The 22508-nt window shown below is 45.8% G+C and carries 13 protein-coding genes; 4 read left to right on the forward strand and 9 right to left on the reverse strand.

Annotated features, from left to right (window positions below; translation table 11 throughout):
* The first annotated feature begins 139 nt into the window (after nucleotides 1-139).
* Nucleotides 140-1099, forward strand: coding sequence for a YegS/Rv2252/BmrU family lipid kinase (locus CAL7507_RS20870; RefSeq protein WP_015130482.1), 960 nt, complete (start codon nucleotides 140-142; stop codon nucleotides 1097-1099).
* A gap of 104 nt (nucleotides 1100-1203) precedes the next feature.
* Entirely contained in the window at nucleotides 1204-2766 is a 1563-nt protein-coding gene (locus CAL7507_RS20875; protein ID WP_015130483.1) for a metallophosphoesterase, read from the forward strand.
* A 75-nt stretch (nucleotides 2767-2841) separates the two neighbouring features.
* On the opposite strand, the gene CAL7507_RS20880 is transcribed toward CAL7507_RS20875, so the two are convergent.
* The 9 genes from CAL7507_RS20880 to CAL7507_RS20920 all read right to left on the reverse strand — a co-directional run bounded on the left by CAL7507_RS20880 (nucleotide 2842) and on the right by CAL7507_RS20920 (nucleotide 15910).
* Entirely contained in the window at nucleotides 2842-3249 is a 408-nt protein-coding gene (locus CAL7507_RS20880) for a hypothetical protein (protein ID WP_015130484.1), read from the reverse strand.
* A 518-nt stretch (nucleotides 3250-3767) separates the two neighbouring features.
* Nucleotides 3768-4202: a CAAD domain-containing protein gene (locus CAL7507_RS20885; RefSeq protein WP_015130485.1), complete on the reverse strand. Its 435-nt coding sequence runs from the start codon at nucleotides 4200-4202 to the stop codon at nucleotides 3768-3770.
* A 27-nt stretch (nucleotides 4203-4229) separates the two neighbouring features.
* On the reverse strand, nucleotides 4230-4691 hold the full coding sequence (locus CAL7507_RS20890) for a BON domain-containing protein (RefSeq protein ID WP_015130486.1): 462 nt from the start codon (nucleotides 4689-4691) through the stop codon (nucleotides 4230-4232).
* A gap of 149 nt (nucleotides 4692-4840) precedes the next feature.
* Nucleotides 4841-6469 carry a general stress protein gene (locus tag CAL7507_RS20895; RefSeq protein WP_015130487.1) on the reverse strand — a complete coding sequence of 543 codons (1629 nt, stop codon included), beginning with the start codon at nucleotides 6467-6469 and terminating at the stop codon, nucleotides 4841-4843.
* 614 nt (nucleotides 6470-7083) lie between these two features.
* The gene (locus tag CAL7507_RS20900) at nucleotides 7084-8385 is read right to left on the reverse strand and encodes a response regulator (RefSeq protein ID WP_015130488.1); all 1302 of its coding nucleotides are present in this window, start codon (nucleotides 8383-8385) and stop codon (nucleotides 7084-7086) included.
* Complete coding sequence (locus CAL7507_RS20905) at nucleotides 8382-11249, reverse strand: CHASE2 domain-containing protein (RefSeq protein ID WP_015130489.1); 2868 nt, start codon at nucleotides 11247-11249, stop codon at nucleotides 8382-8384. The genes CAL7507_RS20900 and CAL7507_RS20905 overlap by 4 nt, the downstream gene beginning before the upstream one ends.
* A gap of 438 nt (nucleotides 11250-11687) precedes the next feature.
* The gene (locus CAL7507_RS20910; RefSeq protein WP_015130490.1) at nucleotides 11688-12608 is read right to left on the reverse strand and encodes a DUF928 domain-containing protein; all 921 of its coding nucleotides are present in this window, start codon (nucleotides 12606-12608) and stop codon (nucleotides 11688-11690) included.
* Between the two features lie 239 nt (nucleotides 12609-12847).
* Complete coding sequence (locus CAL7507_RS20915) at nucleotides 12848-15457, reverse strand: CHAT domain-containing protein (RefSeq protein ID WP_015130491.1); 2610 nt, start codon at nucleotides 15455-15457, stop codon at nucleotides 12848-12850.
* 192 nt (nucleotides 15458-15649) lie between these two features.
* The gene (locus CAL7507_RS20920; protein ID WP_042341439.1) at nucleotides 15650-15910 is read right to left on the reverse strand and encodes an S-layer family protein; all 261 of its coding nucleotides are present in this window, start codon (nucleotides 15908-15910) and stop codon (nucleotides 15650-15652) included.
* A 309-nt stretch (nucleotides 15911-16219) separates the two neighbouring features.
* On the opposite strand from CAL7507_RS20920, the gene CAL7507_RS33475 reads away from it, so the two are divergent.
* On the forward strand, nucleotides 16220-16348 hold the full coding sequence (locus tag CAL7507_RS33475; protein WP_255348319.1) for a hypothetical protein: 129 nt from the start codon (nucleotides 16220-16222) through the stop codon (nucleotides 16346-16348).
* 5 nt (nucleotides 16349-16353) lie between these two features.
* A complete protein-coding gene (locus CAL7507_RS30995; RefSeq protein ID WP_015130492.1) occupies nucleotides 16354-22158 on the forward strand; it encodes a PAS domain S-box protein in 5805 nt (1934 codons plus the stop codon).
* Nucleotides 22159-22508: the final 350 nt, after the last annotated feature.

Below are 22508 nucleotides of genomic sequence, written 5' to 3' on the forward strand. Positions count from 1 at the left end.
ATGAGGGGAGGGAAAACAACCGTCATTGGTGTCAACTGAACGTGAAATCGGCGAATTCTATTCGCCAGGGCTTAAAGTGTTTATCAGTATGCTAAGAATAATTTGCTATTTTATTGATTGAAACTTAACTTTAATTACTATGAAACGTTCCGCCTGCCTGATTTTCAATCCAGTAGCGGGTCAGGGTGACCCAGAACAAGCACTAACACAGATTCGGGGAATATTAGAGCCAGAAATTGACCTGGATATTTACCTAACAACAGCAGAAATCGGCGCTGATCAACTAGCGTATGCAGCAGTAGAACGTGGAGTAGACGCAATTATCGCTTCCGGGGGTGATGGTACTCTCTCAGCTGCAGCGGCTGCGGTAGTGGGAACTAATATTCCTTTGGGTATCATTTCGCGGGGTACAGCCAACGCTTTTGCTAATGCTTTAAGAATCCCTGACACGATTGAGTCCGCATGTGAGACGATTTTGCAGGGAATAACTCGGAATGTGGACGTAGCTTATTGTAACGATCTGCCAATGGTACTGCTGGCAGGTATTGGCTTTGAGGCGGAAACAGTAGAACTAGCAGACCGAGAAGCGAAAAATCGCTTCGGGATGATGGCATATATCTTGGCAGGAATCCAGCAACTACGAAACTTCCAGAGCTTTGATGTAGAAATTGAAACTGAGGACAAGATAATTAGAACTAGTGCCTCAGCGGTGACAGTGGCCAATGCTGCACCCCCAACTTCTGTATTAGCTCAAGGGCCAGCAGGGATTATTTATGATGATGGATTATTAGATTTAACAATTGTCGCTCCAGCTAATACCACAGGAGCGATCGCAGCTGCATTCCACCTATTTCAAACAGCCTCAGCTGGTAGCGCCGTGGAAAGAGACGATATTGGCTATCTGCGAGCCAAACAATTTACAATCAGAACAGACCCACCCCAAAAAGTTGCCCTTGATGGAGAAATCGTCGGCACTACTCCGATTGAAGTTAAATGTGTGCCAGCAGGCTTAAAGATTTTTGTGCCATTAGTAGAAGAAATAGAGCCTACAGAGAAATTACAGGGACTTCCTAATTTGACGATTGAACTCAAGGAGTGAGGGACTGGGGACTGCACTTCGACTTCGCTCAGTGTTCAGGGATTGGGGGAAAGTGGGAATAATCCTTAACCTTGACCCTTGACTAGTAAAAGGAGTTATTTATATTGAAACTTGTTTCCGAATCGGCGATCGCCAACAAAATTCGCAAGATGCAGCAGCGAGTACGCTGGCAAGATCCGTTAATTAAAGAACGGGGCATTGATCAAACTCGCCTGGTGTTGGAGGATAGTCAAACAGAAAACGGTGAGTTCTCGTTTTTAGTTGTGGGTGATAGTGGCTCTGGTAAACATCTAGGACACAATCCCCAGCGACAAGTAGCAGAATTGATGCTGTCTCATCACGCTGAATGCAGTTTCATGCTGCACACGGGTGATGTCATTTATTTGGTAGGTTCCAGTGAGTTCTACCAGCAGAATTTCATCCAGCCTTACAAAGAATTTCTTGTAGGTGGAAGCCATCCCCGACAGATTGCTTATGACAAGATGGTTTTCCAGTTACCCATTTTGCCTGTACCAGGAAATCATGATTACTATGATTTACCGATTCTTTTAAGTGTGCTGTCTTTTTCCACCTTACCAATTCGTCATCTATTGCGATCGCGTCTCGATTTAGATGTTGGGTTACATGGTTCTAGAACAGGTGATGCTTATGCGCGGGCATTTCTAGACTATCTCAAAGCATTACAGTCACCAGGAGAGCTAGCCCAACACTTAGATACACACTACACTGCTAAGACTGATACTGGTCGCTGTCTTACTTACCAGCCTGGACAATTTACACGTCTGCCAAACCGTTATTACACCTTTCGCTATGGCGGTATTGATTTCTTTGCACTGGATTCTAATACATTTAATGATCCGCTGCCATTACCTGCCACACAAGCAGGTGATGCTCATCGACGGCTTTTAGAGCAACGCCGTCAAGATATGGAGCAGGAGAAGTCACAAATCATTGAAACTTCGTCTAAACTAAATCCCAATAACCCCAGAGAAGCCGAGCAATTAGACGACTTGCAGGCTAAATTGTCGCAAATTGAAGAAATCATTGTTGATATTGACAAACAATTGCAGTCAGAGCAAAAAATATCCACTGACACCGAACAACTAGACTGGCTCAAACACAGACTAATAGAATCCTGGAATACCACAGAGGTGAGGGGAAGGATAATTTATTTCCATCATCCTCCCTATGTAACTGAGGCGACAAAGTGGCAACAGGGACAGACTCTGGCGATTCGTAGCCGTCTACGCGGTGTGCTAGATGCAGTGGCTGAAGAATTAGGTTCCCTGACTCAGGGTCGCCCTTTAGTAGACTTGGTGCTAAATGGTCATGCTCACTGCTTAGAATACCTCCAGACAGGGAACACAGGACACGCAGACTCTCATATCAACTGGATTGTTTGCGGCGGTAGCGGGTTTAGTCTCCGTCGCCAGCGGACTGAAGGCCCCGATTTGCGGGAAACTATTAAAGAGGAGACACAGGTAATAGGGCGATCGCATCTATATATTGGTCGTAGTGGGCAAGGTTTCCAAAAACGCAGACCCTATTCATGTTTACGCATTGACGTTAAAGGCGAACATCAACCCAAATTTGTGATCCGTCCCCTAGTTGCCGAATGGTATCAACAGCAATGGCAAAATAGTCAACTAGAGCCGTTTGTGATCTAGGTAATACAATAGAGACGTTGCAGTGCAACGTCTCTACTAGTGCGATCGACAAACTACGTCGTCAGATTTTATGTATTAAATAATTCCTGGGCCTTTACCTCTTTTATCACCCTGTTCTGTTAACTGACCTTCTTGATCCTCATTTATTTCTCTGAGTTCCTCAAGACGTTCTGCGGTGTCTTCTGCTATTTCTTCCCGTGCATCACCTGGTACTTCGTAGTACATTTCTGGTTCAACTGCATAGTTGTTCAATAAACCTTCTTTGTCTACCGTATAGCCATCTGTAGTGCGTATGCTTTCGGCGTCAGTTTGGTCGTCTGTCAGAGCATCAGACTGTGCTTGTTCATTAGGGAGTTTTTTGAAATTTTCTCCTTCTCTATCTTTGCGTGCAGCAGTTTCCGATGGAATAATGCCGCGATCGTACGTATCTACTTCAACTCGACTGGATGAGTCTATTGCTTTATTAACTTTTTCACTAGCCATAAATTATGTCCTCGTTAAACGTTCTGTTAAATAAGCTCGATAACTAGATTATTCCTTTCAATATGAAAAATATACTATCTTAAGAAGTGAATTTATTCGATTCCTAAATTATTTTGTCTGTCTAAGGATGTATAATTACTTATGATGAAAAAATAAATTCTTCACCACATTTTTGATTATTTGTTCGTAGTGTTCAGATCCCCGACTTCTTAAAGAAATCGGGGATCTCGCATAAGAGCAAAATTAATGAAATATACTACTAGTCTGTCAAGGCAGTTGTGGGGGTTTGTAGTAAGCATTAAAATCCTAACTACGAACTCACATATACATCAATTTAAACTTGACAAACTACTACTTCGTAACCTGGTAAATTTTTGCAGTTCTCGATCGGAAGTAGCCATACAATTGAGGGCGGGGAAATCCCGCCCCTACGGCTTTGCGATTTCAAACTGTATCTCGCTGATCGGAAAACCGCTATAGGCTTTTCTTGCAGGTAGCTACACTTATCCTGATGAAACCTATCCACCAACAATTTCTTGTTTAAGCACTTGAATTTCTGTGGCTAATTCCTGTCGGGTTGAAGATTTGAGTAGATAACGGGAAATGAACCAGATTGCATAACCAATTCCAATCAATTCAAAGGCTGGTGCTAGCAGGGGAATATCGTGAATCGCACTAAGTAATGCTAACACTATTTTAGCTGCAACAACTGCTGAAAAAAGCAAACCTATGGTGATTAGAGGCTGCCGATATTGCTGAAAAAAGCTTCCTATATATTCGGGCAGTTGCTCCAAAAATCGAGAGATTTGGCGGCTAATTCGCCGCCACTGGGTATCAGGTTCACTAGCAGGTGGCAGGATTGGTAAGTTTTCAGTTCCTGCACTTGGAAGTGCTATTGAACCTTGTGCTGATATGGTGCTGACTAATTCATTTTGATGTTGTTCAGTTTCCATCTTTTGAAATTATGGTGATTAGTGGCTTCAGCTTTTTGGTGGGGCAACAGTTGCTTTCACAATAACATTTTTGACGCCTTTAATTTCTTTAGCTAAAGGTTCAATCTTAGCAAGTTGTTGCTGATTATTCACAGTTCCCCCTACGGTGACAGTACCGTCTTTTTCAGCGCTAATTGTTAGTTGACCATTGGGTATATTAGCTTCCAATTTGGAGCGAACTTCACTGGCTAGATCACCTTTTGCTCTATCTGTATCGCCACCTGTGATATTACTTCGCTGTTCGCGGGCGCGAATATCTTCATTTAATTGTCTGCGGCGAGTTTCACTTTGAGCGTCTTCTTGGGCGGCTTGTGTTGCTTGTGGACTTGGTGCTTGTGCAGCTTCGTTAGGGTTATTAGGAGCAGACTCAGTAGTTTTGGAAGTAGTTTCGCAAGCAGCAGCACCAAAAACTAGCACGCAACTAATTAGGAAAGGAGTTAGCTTTTTCATAAGTTTAATTCTTGATCTAAACAAGCAATGGGAATAAGGACAATATGGTTTGGAAAACAACAGATATTTGTGGGGTGTGTGACGCTATGAGTCCTGAGTCTATGTACAGAGTTTTGTCGTAGCGTCACGCACCATTCTTTTAATCTGAGTTAAACTCTTTCATCTCGGTTGTCAACAATAACTACCGAGCGATCGCCTCGATTCAGATCTGCAACTGGTGTTTCACGATGAACACCTCTGTCTAAATCTGGGCGATGTTCAGTGCGTAGATCAGTCGCATCATAGATGGCAAATTCTTCAATTCCTCGACGTTTGAGAATGGTTTGGGCGTGGTGGATTTCAGTTTCTGTACCATCGAGAATGACTAAATAGTCACCTCTTTGGAAGCGATCGCTATAAATTCGCGCCCGATCTTCTGGAATTCCCAAGCCAACGAGTCCGCCACCAATACCTCCAGCAGCAGCACCGATAGCACCACCAGTCAGTGTTGTAGCCAAAGCTGTAGCAACAGCACCACCAGCAATTACTGGGCCTATTCCCGGAATGGCTAGAGCGCCAAGTCCAACTAATAAACCGCCTAAACCGCCTAAGACACCGCCTGTAGCTGCTCCAGCTTTTGCACCTTCATCAGCTTTGTTTCCTCTAGGTAGGTTTCTATCTACACCATTGATGCGTGGACTCTCGGTGTCTTGTCCCCAGAGATCGCCGCTAGTACCGTCTGTATTTTTAGCAATGATCGAGACTTGATTCAGGGGAAAACCAGCATCTCTCAATTCCGCTAGTGCTGCTTCTGTGTCTCGGCGATGAGAAAAGACACCGATCGCCCGTTTAGCTCTTTGCGTAGGTGCAGCAGCACGGCCATTTGGCTCAAAAATTTGCCATTGCTGAACCTTATGCTGACTCATAATAGCCGCAGCATGTTCAATTTCCGCATCTGTACCACCAACTACGACTACGTAATCACCTTGCTTGATGCGTTCGTTGTAAAACTCACCACGGGGATCTGGAAGTCCAAATCTTTTATGCTCAAAGCGATCGCTGACGTTAATACCTGCAAAAGTTTCCCCTTCTAAAGGCTGTCGATGAATTAAGGAAATGTGACTTAAAGGAAAACCAGCATATCGCAAATCTGTAATTGCTGCTTCTGCATCTTGTCGGTGAGAAAAATAACCCACAGCGTGTTTAGTTCCGACAACATCCCCAGCTACAACATTGCTAGTTGTATGTTCGCTATTTGGATGATTATAAACACCAAACTCTTCAACCCCGCGTTGATGAAGAATTGCTTCTGCTTGAGCTATTTCTGCGTCTGTACCATCGATGATTACTAAATAGTCTCCTCGTTGTACCCGTTCGTTATAAACTCTGGCACGCTCTTCCGGAATGCCTAAACCAATCAATGCGCCAATTAAACTACCAGCCACCGCACCAATACCAGCCCCCGCTAGAGTTGTAGCCAAGGTAGTGGCTGCGGCTCCCGCAAGCATCACTGGTCCAATTCCCGGGATAGCTAAAGCACCAAGACCGACTAACAAGCCAGTCAAACCACCTAAAGCACCCCCTGTAGCTGCTCCGACTTTTGCACCGTCGTCAGCTTTATCGCCAACTCTTTCCTGCACTGGAGTACCAGCAATGTCATCTTCGCGATCTGCATCCCTAGCGATGACAGATACTCTATCCATTGGAAAGCCGGAATGTTTCAATTCATGCAGCGCTTGTTCGGCATTCCGACGATTAGAAAATACACCTACAGCACGCCTGTGCACACCTACAACCATGTCTACTTCTCCTAATAAAAAAATTACTTAATTCACAAAATTATTGCGGTCACTGTTCTACTTATACTTTTTTAGATATAAGAATTCATCAATCGCTTGGAAGAATTTTTATCTATATCATTAGGTATAGAAAATACTTTTATAGGACTAATATTTGATTTCTGAAATATACGTAGCCCACCAAAACCATGATACAGTCGGCATAGCCTAGGGTGTTGACTCTGTGCCTTTTTAGCAATTAAAAAAATCAGGCAAAATATGTTTAGTCATTGCGAGCGGAGCGAAACAATCATCGGCGATTGCTTCGCTCCGCTCGCAATGACACAAAAGTAGCGTGAACCAAAAACCAGGAAATTCCATCAAAGTCAACAGCCTAGGCATAACCCTACCTACAGCTACTTAGAGTTTTTCAATAATCAAATCAAATTGCTATAGAACTTATTTAGGCTATGTAAAAAAGAGGGACTAGGTAATAGAGAATAGGCATAATACCAATTCACAAAAATCTTGAGACATATACAATAAAGGAGAATCTAAAAGGGCAGGGGAAAGAAAACCAAACCCTTTCTGTAGAGAAGTTTTTATCATCTGCTCCTTACTTCCTGTCTCTTCGGTTACATGGGCAGAGTAATAATAAACTTTGTCCCCTCACCAGGCGTCGATAAACAGTTAATTTGTCCATTGTGTTTATCAACAATGATTTGGTAGCTGATCGCTAATCCCAGCCCGGTCCCCTTACCCACGGACTTGGTCGTAAAAAATTGCTCAAAAATTCTAGCTTGCACCTCAGCAAGCATACCTGGTCCGTTATCTTGAATACAAATTGTGACGGTTTGCCGCTGAGGATCAACCGATGTAGTAATGGTGATGATGTTTGGGTAAGCAGCAATATCTGGCTCAGAGTGGTTTTGATTGAGTTCATCGAATGCATCAATGGCATTGGCGATGATATTCATGAACACCTGGTTTAGTTGTCCGGGATAGCAACTGATTGCAGGTAGCTGACTGTATTGTGTGACAACCTGGATTTTAGGTCGCTCTCCCTTGCCTATAAGTCGATGTTTCAATAGCATTAAGGTGCTATCGATTCCTTCGTGAATCTGATATTCTACCTTAGATGCAATATCTGCACGAGCAAAAGTTCTCAGAGAGAGGCTGATATCTTTAAGGCGGGTAATTCCCTGGTGCATTGATGACAGTAGTTGCGGCAGATCCTCTGCCAGATACTCCAAGTCAATTTCTTCAACAAGCTCTTCAATTTCCGGGTCTGGCTGCGATAGCTTCTGTTGTTGGAGATTAACTAAGCGCAGCAGATTATTTGTATGTTCCTCAATATAGGATAAATTTCCGCCAACAAAACCAACTGGATTATTAATCTCATGACCAATACCTGCAACCAACTGCCCTAAAGTGGACATTTTCTCACTTTGGATTAGTTGTAGTTGGGTTTGTTGTAACTCCTGTAGAGATTGAGTGAGTTCTGCGGTGCGCTCTTGCACACGTTCTTCTAATGTGCGGGTGAGATGAGAAATTTTTAGGTGTAACTTTAAACGGGCAATGACTTCTTCATGTTGGAAGGGTTTGGTAATGTAGTCAACTGCACCAATTTCTAATCCCGCCACTTTGTCTGTAGAATCAGCAAGGGCAGTCATGAAAATCACCGGAATATTCTGAGTGATGGGATTGGTTTTTAGCCTGCGACAAGTTTCAAATCCATCAATACCTGCCATCATCACATCCAAGAGAATCAGATCGGGACGGGCATATTCTGTTTGTTCGATCGCTGACTCTCCATCTGTTGCCATGAGGGCTTTCCAGCCACACCCCTGAATCGCCTCAGATAGCACCTTGAGATTGTTTGGATTGTCATCCACCAACAGAATATGTATGGTTTTCGAGAGAGGAACAGCGATCATGGATGTAACTCCGTTGTGACAAATGATTTGAGGAACTTACGGATTTTTCCGGTTTGGAAATTAGCAGTGAGTTTGCTTAACTCTGTGGCGAAGGGAGTTAGTTGTTGGTTTTGCTCAATTAGCTCTCCTAACATTCCCTCTATCGCCGAGATATCCCCCATCATTGCCAAATGATAGAGTTGTTGCAAAACATCCTGGGATGGTAAAACCCACTCAGTTACCTGCTCACGTTGGGGAGGCAAAGATTGGGCATATATCCACTCCACTTTCAACAGCTCGCGCAGTCTATTAAGTAGTTCGTCAATCTGGAGGGGTTTGGCTAAGAATGCTGTTGCTCCTGCCTCTAAACTCCGCTGGCGATTTTCTTCAAAAACGCTGGCACTAGAGACGATAATGGGAATAGAACGGGTTTGCGGATTCCCTTGCAGGTGAACCATTAGCTCAAAACCATCCATATTCGGCATGGCTAGATCGAGCAGAATCACATCTGGATTGTGTTCAGTTGCCATCTGTAGTCCTTGTTTACCATCAGTTGCTTCCAGGGTTCGACAGCCAATTTCTTGGAGCAGATTCGTCAACATGGAACAGTGGTGGCGATCGTCATCGACAATGAGAATCTGAGGCCCACTACCCCGAATCCCGGTAATTTTCTGGGGATTTGGGAAGATCGCTCCTCCATACCAGTCATGATCAAGTGGTACCGGTACTGTCAAATCCAGCCAAAATACACTGCCTTCGCCCTGGTGACTCTGCACCTGAATTTGGCTCCCCATCAATGCCGCAATTCTTTGGCTAATGGCCAATCCCAAACCAGTACCTTCAGATCGCTGCCCTGCTTCACCCACTTGCTCAAAGGGCAAAAAGATTTTCTCCAGTTGCTCTGGTGACACCCCAATACCCGTATCTTCAATCTGAAAACGAATCTTGGGCATTGGGCATTGGGGACTGGGCAGAGGGGCAGGGTGCGGGGTGCAAGGGGGAGAATGAAAAATTACTTCTCCCCCTGCTCCCTGCTCCCTGCTCCCTGCCTCTTTATCTCCCCAGTCCCCAGTCCCCAGTACTTCTACTTTAAACGTCACACTACCGCTATCTGTAAATTTGATGGCGTTGCCCAGCAAGTTAATCAACACTTGCCGCAGCCGCTTTTCATCGACTTCAATGGCAAGTGGTAGGCGATCGCTAATTAAAACATTAAATGCAATCCCTTTCTGTTCTGCCCGGATACCACAAATCTCAGTCACACTATGTAAGAAATTGGGCAAATGCACATTAGTTACAACCAAATCCATTTTCCTCGCTTCTATCTTCGAGAGATCGAGAATGTCATTGATCAGCATCAACAGGTGCGATCCGCATTGGTAGATAATGCTGACTCCTTCGAGATTTTTAGCTGTCATGTTTGGCGCTGCTTCTAGTACCTGGGCAAAACCAAGGATGCCATTCAGAGGTGTACGTAGTTCGTGGCTCATATTGGCAAGAAACTCACTCTTGGCTTGATTGGCAGCATCGGCAGCTTGCTTTGCTTCAACCAATTCATGAGTTCGTTCTTCAACTTTTGTCTCCAGGGTTTTGGAATAATCTAAGAGTTGACTGTTGGCAATTTCTAGTTGGCGATTTGTTTCTTCTAACTTCTGCTGTTTATAGGCATTCGTTGTCGCGATCGCACTACTGATAAACGCGGCTAAGGCGGGTGTCACCGGAATCAAAACACCATGCAAAAACATCCCATAGCCACCCCCGATGCAGGCTCCACTGATGCCTACAGTTGCCCACAGAATTTTGCCACCGGGAATCCGCTGCTTACTACTCGATAACCACCAACAGCCCGTAGAACCAATCACAGACCAAAAAACAATCCAGAATGATAGAAACAGGCTAGAAACGCCGTGCAGGTTTGCTTTTCCTGTTTTTGCCCCTCGCACTAATTGATGAGCAATATTGGCATGAATAACGACACCTGGAGTCGGTTTTTGAGCATATACCCAGGAAGAAAAAGGTGTGCTGAAGAAATCATTGGTACTGGAGGCGACTGACCCAATAAATACCATGCGATCGCGCATCACATCTGCAGGAATTCTCCCCGCTAAAACATCGCGCATGGGAATTTGCCGAAATGCAGCATCTGTTCCATACCAGTTGAGCAGAATTTGATAGCCTCTTAAATTGTCATCGGTATAACCTGCTTCTTGATTTTGCAGTGGCAGATAAATTTCCTTGCCCAATCGGAACTTTTGCTTTTGGGGGTCAATGTTTTCTAAGCTAATTTTTTCAGCTTCGAGGTACTTCAGAGCTACAAGGGTTGCCAGTCCGGCTTTAATGGTATTTTGTTCCTTGGCATCTTCGGCTGTGAGCAGCGCCCGACGCACAAAGCGATCGCCATCCAACACCAAATCTGCTAATCCTACCTGATCCTTTTTTTTCAGTTCCGGTGGGGGATTGACGCGTTCACCGGTAATTTTCTCAACACCGATTAAATTGGGAGTGTTGCGGAAGACTTGCACAAGTTGCTCATGTCCACTTCCTTCCGGTAAATCTCGATATAGATCCAATCCGATGGCGCGGGGCTGCTGCGCCCGGATTTTTTCTAGTAATTGTGCCAACGCCCAGTCGGGAACTGGCCATTTACGCACCGATTGGATATCTAGCTCATCGATGGTGACAATCACAATTTCATCAGCGTAGGCGTAGCCCGCCATAGGCATCGCCTTTGAGGCTCGCTGACGCACCCATTCGTCACGAATTTTCCATTCCGGTAAATTAAAAAGTCCCAACGATTGCCCAACTATAACCGTCAAGGCAACGCTGGGAGTAATAATCAAAACGCTGCGAGTGCGTTGGATAAAAGCCTGTAATCTTTGCCACATAGTCGTTGGGGAAGGGACTGGGGAATGGGGGCAGGGAGCAGGGAGTAGGGGGAAAAGAAGTCAAAAGAGGCAGGGGAGCAGGGGGCAGGGAGCAAGGGGGAAAACTGAGACGGAAGCTCAGACTCCGCCCCAGTAAGAGCGCCCTAGAAGGGCGGGGCTTTATACCCATGTTCCCCTCCGCTCCACGGCAGAGGGACTCTTCTCTTGCTCCCCCTGCCCCTCCGCTTCTTCGGTAATTTTTGATCAGGGGCAGGGGAAAAGGTACAAACCAAGCTGAATTGTGGGCGATAGCACCCCTGCTCCTTTTCTCCAATGCTAGAAACCCCACCCGCAAGCGGTCACTGAGCTTTGCCGAAGTGTGGCGTGGTTTTTCTCACCTGCTCCCCTGGTTTTTCATTCTCTCCCTTGCACCCTGCCCCCATGCCCAATGCCCAATATTTAGTTACTAGATGCTAATAATGTCGCTGTGACAATCTCCTTTAAACTCGCTGAAGACAGAAGTTCTTCCCATTGTTTGCGGAGGTTTGCATTACTGGGTTCGGCAGTGTATGCTGCTGCAAGTGTCGCCACACAGTCATACCAAACACCGTTTTTCCCGAAAGCAATGGCCTGCTTGAGAACATCTTGGTCTTGCATTGCTGTTGCCAACTCAGCACTGGGTTGGATGCGCTGAACCCAACCATCAACATAGGGTGTACTCGGGCTAAGTGTTCCATCTACTTTGAGTGCTAGGAACCATTGATAGTTTTTACCAATGGCTAAAGCGGGTGCATTGGCTGGTAATTTGATCGCAATTACCCCAGTTTTCTCCGCAACTGGAATCTTCATCTGATATTGCATATTACCCACTTCATCCTTGAGGCTGAATAAGGCTTCTTGGGCATTGGATTCTGGAAGATATACCAGAATTGTGGGTCGTTCAGACACTGTTGTGCCATAAAAGTTTTCGGGTAAGAGGGCGATTAGCGCTGCCGCTTCTGTTGCACTTATAGTTGATGGATTCAAGTAGTAAGTACCCACACGAGAAGCGCCTCCCGTTGCTTGTCTGGGCGTACCCTTGCCAGGGGGCGGGGTAAAGAGATTACCTCGAGAAGCGCCTCCCGTTGCTTGTCTGGGCGTACCCTTGCCAGGGGGAGGTGTAAAGAGATTACCTCGAGAAGCGCCTCCCGTTGCTTGTCTGGGCGTACCCTTGCCAGGGGGAGGTGTAAAGAGATTACCTCGAGAAGCGCCCCCTGTTGCTTGATTAGGAGCGCCCTTACCAGGGGGCGGGGTAAATGTAACAGCATAGGCACTAGTCCATCCAGTGCTAGCGATCAGCGCGATCGCGCTTAATGTACTAGCTAAATATCGACGTTTCATGATGTTTGACCTCATCTAATTGCAATCAATGTGATATGAAAGACTTTTCTTTTGACTATCGCTAAGAGCTTAGAGAATAAGTTCAAGTAATAGTCACGTTGCTTTTTTATGAATTCAAAATCCTTTTCTTTTTCGGTCAAGTTAGAGAACTTCTACTAGCAGTATAGGCGAGGTTTAGCAAAAAATCCTGTAAAAAAACAGCCTAATTTATCTACATTTAAATCAGTGTTATTACGTACTTAGATCCAATTTCCAATCAAAACAAAAGCAGACCAAAAGAACGGATCGTGGAAATCAGTTTGGCGAATTAGGTTAATTTGTGCTTGTCTTAGAGCTTCGGCTTTAGTGATTTTGGGTTGTCGGAGTTGGTCATAGAAGCGAGTCATGAGCATGGAGGCTGCTCGATCTTTGACAGGCCAGAGGGTGGCGATAGTTGAGCGAGCGCCGGATTTGACAGCCAAGCCCGCCAGTCCCAGGACGGCACGATCGTCTCCTGCTGCTGTATCACAGGCACTTAGTACCAGTAACTCGATGGCTTTCGATGGATCGCTACCCCGATTTTTCAGGAGTTCAGATAACTCCTTAACATTGACTTGTCCATCCCAAGTGAGTAAAAAGGTATCTTCAAGGCGGGAGCTAAACTGTCCGTGGGTTGCGAGGTGGACAATGCCGGCGCTACTGAATTTCACCCGTTCAGCAAGGGCTTGACTGGTGAAATCTTGGTTCAGCAACATAGAGGAAGAAACTGCCTTGGAGATTTGTTTCACTTCTGATTCCACGGCGGGCAAAGCACTAAAGCCAGCACGAGATTGGCTAATACCACCGACGATCGCATTAATTTTTTGTTGACGATGCGATCGCGTAGCCATCAGTTGCAATCCTGGTGAGAGCGCCACGGCATACTTCTCAATCAAATATTGCTTACCGTCATATAAAGCTGCTATGGGAATGTTCCGCAATCGACCATCCAAAACAAACACCAATGTCTTAGTATCCGTGAACGCTTGTTCTGCTTCTCCTGGACGAATCAACCAATCATAAATCTGTTGGGACAATCGATCTCGGTATTGGGAATCCGAGACAGGATTAAGCGCCTCCAAAAAATTGTCCAGAGTCTGCTCAACTTCAGCTTGAGATTTGTGCGTCACATAGGAACGGAGTGGTTGCCCTGCTTTTGAGAGGATGACTGTGAACCGATCTGGCAGGATAATGGGATAAACGACGGTCGCAGTGGGATCAACCTGATCAATCTGTTGAGTTCTATCTAAACAGGCTTCCCGAAAAAAGTTATCGAGTTCCGCAATTTGCAGGGCTTCAATCAATTCACGGGCTTGCATCAGCTCTGCTTGACTCGGTTGTTCCTGGGGAGTTACTAATTTTTCTCCCTTCGTCTGTGCGCCCTGATCTGTTTCATGCTCTAGAAGTAAACCCACCAGCTCCCGATACACAGGCTCTACACTTTCCCGAAAAGAGAATTGGACATCGGGGTTAACGGCAACTAAATCAGAACGCAGTGCTTTTAATGCTTTAACTGCCTCAGTATAGGCGGAAATGGCTTGTGCGCGATCGCCCTGTTGTTTATACAACTGTCCCACCTGCCAAGCAGATTGAGCAATGATATCGTTAGCTTGGAGTTGACGGGCAATGTGGAGTGACTTCTGGGCTAATCCCTGGGCTTCAGAAAACTGCTGTGTGCGCCGGTATATTTGTCCCCACTGATGCAATGCATGAGCTTCTGCAGGACCATCTTGGATCTGCTGTGCAGACTTGACTGTTACTGCCATCAATTGTGCTAGGTCTTTCAGGGGTATAATTTGCTCAGGATTTTTTAGCCGATTGACGGTGGAAACAAAATTTATCCCTGCGTAGAGGGAACTGTGACTGGTGGGCAGTTCTCCAAATTGTTGTAGTAGTTGAGGTGCGAGGGCAGCAGCAAGCTCAGGCTTGTCATAGTAGAGGAAAAGTTTAAACTGAGCTAAACGCGCTTGCAACTGATCGCCTGGGTTGGTGGCTATTTGTTGTGCCTGTTCAAAGTAATCTAATGCTGCTTGTGGATCTTGTAGATCAACGGCGTTTTTTCCTAAATTCAGCAAGATAGAACTCAAATAAGGTCTAGCGGCAATTTTATTCGCTATTGCTAAACCCTGTTCTAAAATTTGTTGACTATTACCAGAATCACCAATGATTTGCAGAGCTAAACCAAGCGATCGCAATCCACTAACTTTGATTTCATTATCCGGCATCCCTTGGATTTTTTGAGTAAGTGCTTCCAACTGTTGTTTAGAACGGCGGTAAAATCCCAAACTTTGTAAAGCTTGCGCCTGGTTAATTTGACTACCCAGGCTGCCCATTGTATCGCCTGCTTGGTCATAATATTTTTGAGCTTGTTGCCAACTTTCCAGGGCGGTTTCAGCTTTACCAGTGTGCAATTGCAAATTTGCCTGGGTATTGAGCGCCTGCGCCCAAAGAATTGAATCAGCAGCGGGTTTGGCTGTTTGCAACAGTTTTAAGCTTTGCTCAATCGACTGTTGAGCTGCTTGCCATTGGTTGAGTTCTTGTTGCGCTAGTGAAAGATAACTTAAACTTAAGGCTTCGTTCAGGCGATCGCCTTGTTGACGGTAATATTGTACTGCTGTTTGCCAAGCCGTCACTGCTTCTGTAAAGCTTCCTGAACGATAAAGATTCCGTCCCTGTTCTAGCCAGTTGGTAGATTGAGCAGATGATAGAGAAGTTGATGGTGAAAGATTTTGCAGAGATGCTTTTGCCGGTGTCATACTCACTGCTAAACATAAGCTCAAGATAGTAAGACTGATATAAAGCCAACGTTGTTGTTTGATTTGGAAAAGCATAAATAATTACTAATAGTTTCAAGAGCAGTCACAGCACTCATTTACATATTGCCCAATTGGTCGTCCAATCTATCAGTTCTCGCTTTCACTGATCCGTCTTTGTTGGGCGATCGTTTTGAGGAGTTAAATAGTTAGCCCTAAAAAAATTAACTTTTAGAAACAGCAGCACAAGTTCTTGAATACAGTATTATGTTATCTGGGAATAGCAGCACAGGTTAATGGTTGTTCCCCCTGAGTAGGAGATTTATCTGCAACTAACTCGATTTTTCCCAGGAAATTGCGTCGCCAACCAGTAGCTTGAACAAGAACTTCTCTTGGCACTCGTGTTTGTGCCGTCACTTCGGTAGTAGTATGGTATGCAGTCAGATTGCGGATATCGGACCAAGGGCGTAGGCGTAGCCCGTCGTAGACATCGCTCGCCACTTCGTCGCGAACGATCGCACGACTATTCAAGTCTTAGTACCCACAGCTTGATAACCCGCAACTTGGGTTACTAAAGTAGACTAAAGATTTTTGGCTATATTTAGTCATCTTTAGATGACTTCCGCTATTAGCAAGGAACTTCAGTTCCTTGCGGGACATGACTTTTACGTTAAGTTGACGCCAATGCCCACTCCCTGCTCCCGCCTCTCTCAAATGACGGTTGTTTGCCGTCTAATTGGTAAGATTATTTTTAGAAATCACCTAAACATCACCCAAGAGGAACTAGCAAACTGATTAGATGTGGCTTACGGTAAAATCAGCCCTTGGGAAATTGGTGACATGCAATCATCTCCGCTGGCATTTAAACAGATTAGAGCAATGTTAGAAGATTTGGTGAATTCGCCAGAGCCAGAGTTACAGAAACTCGGCAAAGACCTACTCATTAAATATTGTTTAGCAGCGGAGTAGAGATTGTGGCTGATTTAGTGAAAGCAACTCTCCCTGAAGATATCTTTACAGGCGGTGGTGAGATGGGGCGAGTTATGCGATCGCTCGACTGGTCGAAAACGCTCTTGGGTGCGGTATCCGATTGGCCGCAAAGCTTGAAAACAACCGTCAGCATCATCTTGAACTCTCGCTATCCCATGTTTGTTTGGTGGGGAAGGGAGTTAGCCGCGATTTATAATGATGCGTATCGACCGATCCTGGGAGCAACTAAGCATCCGCAATTTTTGGGTAATTCGGCGCGGGATATGTGGGCGGAAATTTGGCATACACTCGGCCCTTTGACAGATATTGTCTTGAGTACGGGAGAGCCTACTTGGTGCGAGGATTTGCTGCTGTTAATGGATCGCAACGGCTATACCGAAGAAACCTACTTCACTTTTTCCTACAGTCCAGTGCGAGACGAAAGTAATGGTGTCGGCGGCGTCTTTTGTGCTTGTAGTGAAACCACAGAACGGATTATCGGTGAGCGACGGCTCCGAACCCTGCGTGAGTTGGCTGCAAATACAGGAGAAGCGAAGAGTGTGGTTGAAGCTTGTCGCATTACAACTGATACTTTAAGTAATAATCCTGAAGATATTCCCTTTGCATTGCTGTATCTCGTTAACGAAGATGGTAGCCAAGGTAACTTAGTTAACACTGTGGGTATTGCACCTGGAACGATCGCCAGTTATGAACAGATTGATTTAAGGCAAAACCTCGATCCTTGGCAAATTGCACAAGTCTACCGCACAGGAGAAGCGATCGCTCTCGAGGATTTAGTTGAGCGATTCGGTGTCCTTCCTGGTGGGGCTTGGGAGGCATCACCGCAGGCGGCCCTTGTCTTGCCAATTACTCGACTAGAAAAGCAACAACAGGCTGGGTGGCTTATTTTGGGTATTAGCCCGCGGCGTGAGTTTGATGAGCATTATCGGGGGTTTTTTGAATTAATTACCAGCAATGTGGCTACAGCGATCGCCAATGCTCGTGCTTATGAAGAAGCACGCCAGAAGGCAGAAGCTTTAGCAGAACTCGATCGGGCGAAAACCTTATTTTTCAGTAATATTTCCCATGAGTTGCGTACACCACTAACGCTAATGCTCAGTCCTCTAGAGGAAGCGTTAGCACTTGCAGATGATACTTTATTGGTGACGCAGCGGCAGTCGCTAGAAATGGTACATCGCAACAGTCTACGCTTACTCAAACTGGTGAATACTTTGCTCGATTTCTCCCGGATTGAAGCTGGACGGATTCAAGCAGTTTATGAACCAACCAATTTAGCGACTTTTACCAGCGAGTTAGCCAGCGTTTTCCGCTCTGCGATCGAACAGACTGGTATGAGCTTAGTCGTTCATTGTCCTCCACTTCCCGAACTAGTGTATGTAGACCGGGAAATGTGGGAAAAGATTGTCTTAAATTTGCTCTCCAACGCCTTCAAGTTCACCTTTGAGGGGGAAATAACTGTTAACTTGCAATTTATTGGCGATCGCATAGAACTTTCAGTTCAAGACACAGGAATCGGCATCGTCAGTGAAGAGATACCTCATTTATTTGAACGGTTCTATCGAGTCAAAGGCTCACAGGGACGCTCATTTGAAGGTTCGGGCATTGGCTTGTCACTAGTAGAGGAATTGGTGAAACTGCATGGTGGGACAGTTACAGTTACCAGTGTGCCGGCAGAAGGCAGTTGTTTCACCGTCTCAATTCCTACAGGTTATACTCATTTACCCCCAGACCGAATCGGCACAACTCGGACGCTAACATCAACTGCATCAGGAGCTGTTGCTTACCTCGAAGAAGCTTTGCAGTGGCTACCCCAGGGAGCAGGGAGCAGGGAGACAAATAATAACCAATGCCCCATGCCCCATTCTGCCCGTATTCTCTTGGTCGAAAACAATGCAGATATGCGTAATTATGTCAAGCAGTTGTTAGTGAGTCAGCAATATGAGGTGGAAACAGTTACAGATGGAGTGGCTGCATTAGCGGCGATGCGTCAACATCGGCCTGATCTGGTGTTAAGCGATGTGATGATGCCTCGGATGGATGGGTTTGAGTTGCTGCGATCGCTACGTTCCGATCCAGCTACAAGAGAAATTCCGATGATTGTATTATCTGCACGAGCAGGGGAAGAGTCACGATTAGAAGGACTGCAAGCCGGAGCCGACGATTATTTGATTAAGCCGTTCTCAGCGCGTGAGTTGCTGGCACGGATAGAGGTCAACTTGAAGCTGTCTCGATTACGACAAGAAGCATTACAGCGAGAACAAGAACTGCGATCGCAAAGTGAAACGTCACAACAAGCGGCTGAAGTTGCCAAAGCAACTTTAGAAAACGTCTTAGCTAGCATCAAAGATCAGTTTTTAGTTTTAGACCATGAGTGGCGTTACATTTATGTTAATGATCGGGTAGTGGAAGTCATAGGTATACCCAGAAAAAACCTGCTTGGCAAAAGTATCTGGGAATTATTTCCTGATATGGTAGGTAGTGAATTCTACACCCAGGTGCATCGGGCTGTATCTGAGCCAACGCCTGTGCAATTTGAGTATTTTTATCCGGCTTGGAATCGCTGGTTTGAGAACCGCATCTACCCCACTGTTAATGGAGTATCGATTTTAATTACAGAAATTACTGACCGCAAACAAGCCGAGATAGCCCTGCAACACAGCGAAGAACGCTACCGAGCCTTTGTTGAACAAAGTACAGAAGCTATCTGGTGCTTTGAAACCACATCACCTTTAGATATCAACTCCTCGGAAGCAGAACAGATTCAACACTTCTATGAATATTGTTATTTAGCAGAATGCAACCAAGTAATGGCGCAAATGTACGGCGCTTCCTCTCCTGATGACCTGATTGGCGCCAGGCTGACAGATTTGCTAGTGGAGTCAGAGCCTTTTAACTTGCAATATCTGCGTGCCTTTATTCATTCTGGCTATCGACTAGTCGATGCGGAATCTTATGAGGTAGATCAACAAGGCAATCCGAAAGTATTTTTAAATAATCTAGTCGGGATTATTGAAGACGGAATGCTGGTGAGAGCTTGGGGAACTCAACGTGATATCACCGATCGCAAACGAGCTGAAGCCGCCTTACAGGAAAGTGAAAACAGATTCCGTCAGATGGCAGAAACTATTCAAGATGTCTTCTGGATTGTGGATTTTGACCTGCGACGAGCCTTGTATATTAGTCCAGCTTATGAACAAATTTGGGGACGTTCTTGTGAAAGTCTCTACCACAACTTTGAGGGCTGGATGGACAACATTCACCCAGACGATCGCGAAATGGTGCGAATGGCGGCTAATCAATGTATACAAACGGGAAGCCTGAGTATTGAATATCGAGTTATCCGTCCAGATGGTTCAATCAGGTGGGTGCGCGATCGCGGTTACAACCTTGAGGATGAATCGGGGCTAACTCGTCGCATTGCTGGTATTGCCGAAGACATCACCGAACGCAAACAGATTGCAGCCGCTCTCCAAGAAAGTACAGCGATTCTCAATGCCATTAATCAAACTTCACCCACCCTGATTTTCGTCAAAGACAGACAGGGAAAGATGCTGATGGCAAATCCGGCAACAGTTCAGGCGATTGGTAAACCGGAAGCGGCGATCGTGGGCAAAACCGATTTCGACTTCCACATCAACCGCGCTGAAGCAGAACAGATCGTAGAAAATGATCGCCTGATTTTGGAAACTGGACAATTACAGACATTTGAGGAAATAGTCGAGGTAGCAGCAGGCAGACGTACTTATCTTTCGACAAAATCGCCCTACAGAGATAGCCAGGGCAATATTATCGGCTTAATTGGAATTTCATTTGATATTAGCGATCGCAAACAAGCCGAAGCCGCATTGCGAAAAAGCGAAGAGCGGGCACATCTCGCCATCAAGGTGGGTAGGCTGGGCACTTGGAGCTACGATCCCGTCACCAACCTTGTGGAACTAGACGAGCGGATGCGCGAAATTTGGGGCGAACCCGTAAGCGCGATCGCCCCTCTAGCAATCATCATGGAACGCATACACCCTGACGATCAAGCACGTGTAGCGCGTGCTATAGGCGCTGCACTCGATCCGAGATCGTCGGGGACTTACGAGATTGAATACCGCATCATCTGGCCTGACGGCACTGAACACTGGGTGTTAGCCAACGGACAGACGCAATTCGCCACAGAAGGCGTAGCCAAAAAAGCGATCGCCTTCACCGGTACTGCACTCGACATCACCGAACGCAAACAGGCTGAAGCCACACTGCGGCAAAGTGAAGAACGCTACCGTTATTTAGCAGAATCGATTCCCCAACTAGTTTGGACTGCTGATACCAATGGTAGAATGACCGATGTCAATCAACGCTGGTCAGAATTCACCGGGCTAACCCTTGCTCAAGCCCAGTCTGAAGGTTGGCAAGCCATTGTACACCCTGATGATTTACCCCTACTCACACAGAATTGGGCAACGGCGCAACAAGCAGGTACACATTATCAAGCTGAAGGTCGGATGCGACGAGCTGATGGCACCTATCACTGGCATTTACACCAAGCGGTACCACTAAAAAATCCCCAGGGTCGGGTGATTAAATGGTTTGGGACGGCTACGGATATTGAAGATCAAAAACAACTCGATCAACAGCGCCAGCTGCTGCTTGAGCAAGAGCAAGCAGCCCGCGCTCAAGCCGAAACCGCCAACCGCATCAAGGATGAATTTTTAGCCGTACTATCTCACGAATTGCGATCGCCCCTGAATCCGATTTTGGGTTGGTCTAGGTTGCTCCTTAATGGCAAATTGGATGCCACAAAAACCACTCAGGCGGTACAAATAATTGAACGCAATGCCAAACTCCAAGCCCAACTCATTGAAGATTTGTTAGATATCTCTCGCATCCTAGTTGGCAAATTTAGGCTAGAAAATGCTCCTGTGAATTTAGCAGCGATTATCGTAGCTGCTCAAGAAACTGTACAGTTAGCAGCACAAGCCAAGTCAATTCAAATTCAGACAGTACTTGACCCTAATATCGAACAGGTTTTGGGCGATGCTGCTCGTCTACAGCAAGTGATTTGGAATTTGTTGACCAACGCCGTTAAATTCACTAATCCCGGCGGACGAGTGGAAATTCGGCTCGATGGCGTTGACTCCCACGCTCAAATTCAAGTTACTGATACAGGTAAAGGCATTCATCCCGACTTTTTGCCTCATGTATTCGAGTATTTCCGTCAGGAAGATGGCGCCACCACCCGCAAGTTTGGCGGACTAGGGTTAGGGCTAGCGATCGTTCGTCATTTAGTCGAACTGCATGGTGGTACCGTTCGAGCCGCTAGTCCAGGGGAAGGAGAAGGAGCGACTTTCACCGTCCGTTTACCGCTTTTAAAGGCAGACAAAACCATCAATAATGTAGATAATTCCTCACCTCTCGCCCTTGACACCTCACCACTAACTGGTATCCGGGTGCTTGTAGTCGATGATGAGACAGATACAAGAGAATTAATTGCCTTCATTTTAGAACAAGCTGGAGCGATCGTCACCACAGCAGTCTCGGCGATTGCAGCCCTCCAAGCGATCGCCCAAACTCCACCCGATGTTTTAGTCAGCGACATTGGGATGCCTCACATGGACGGCTATATGCTTATGCAACAAATTCGCGCCGAAAATAGCCAAATTTTAGCGATCGCTCTCACTGCTTACGCCGGCGAAATGAATCAGCAACAAGCTCTTTCTGTAGGGTTTCAACACCATCTCTCTAAGCCAATAGATCCCGATCAGTTAGTACAAGCTATAATCAATCTTTTGAAGATTAATTCGTAGTTTTTTATACACTATTTTCAGCGGTTTTCCCAATATTGCCGTAGGGGCAGAGTTTCCCCCATTGGTGTCAACTCAAGCTACAGATGGCTGATTGCAAGGCTTATCTACCCGCCTGCTCATGTCTTGCACCAGGCGACTGGAAGTCACGGCTACACAGGCTAAACCCGCGTAGGCGGGTTCAAAACCCTTGTTTCTCCGTGAGTCCGCGTAGGCGGACTTTATTTGTATAGCCGCGATTTCTAATCGCCAGGGCTTGGTGCAAGATGTCAGCCTGGGAATGAATTCCCAGGCTAATAGCCAAAGTTTACTAAAGTAAACTGAGGATTTTTAGTCATCTGAAGATGACTTTT

Source organism: Calothrix sp. PCC 7507 (assembly GCF_000316575.1).
Taxonomy (GTDB): domain Bacteria; phylum Cyanobacteriota; class Cyanobacteriia; order Cyanobacteriales; family Nostocaceae; genus Fortiea.